Annotated in this window: 1 protein-coding gene; it reads left to right on the top strand. The window is 29.9% G+C overall.

Annotation, left to right across the window (positions count from 1 at the left end; translation table 11 throughout):
• Positions 1–388: hypothetical protein (locus tag SB749_RS18790; protein WP_410711635.1), on the top strand; the 388-nt coding region annotated here is incomplete at both ends.

Raw genomic sequence — 388 nt, 5'->3', positions numbered from 1 at the left:
GTGGGCCTCTAACACAATTTCAGACAACACTATTCGAAAAGAATGATTTTAGAAGATTATTGTCAGATTTAAATAAAGCAAATAAATCTCATGTATTAGAAGAAAGTGTTTTTCACAAAGTTTTCGAAAAATTCTGGCCAGAATTTGAAGAAAAGGTTGAAAAAATTATAGAAAAAAGTTTTTCAAGAAACAGTAATTTAAGTGATTTACGTTCAGATAGAGAGCTTCTTGAAGAAGTACTTAGTCTATCAAGAGCATTGGCTATAGAAAAGTCTGGTGGATTTAAAGCCAATGATGAACTAAATAAACTAATATCTAATTTCCTTTCGGCATTTGATGCTATATTTGATATGGACTGGGAACATACAAAGGAATGTTTAATTGATAG

The organism is Brevibacterium sp. SIMBA_078 (genome assembly GCF_046534565.1).
In the GTDB taxonomy this organism is placed as follows: domain Bacteria; phylum Actinomycetota; class Actinomycetes; order Actinomycetales; family Brevibacteriaceae; genus Brevibacterium.
The sequence above is the reverse complement of the archived record's forward strand: the minus strand, read 5'-3'. Positions and strand labels throughout refer to the sequence as shown.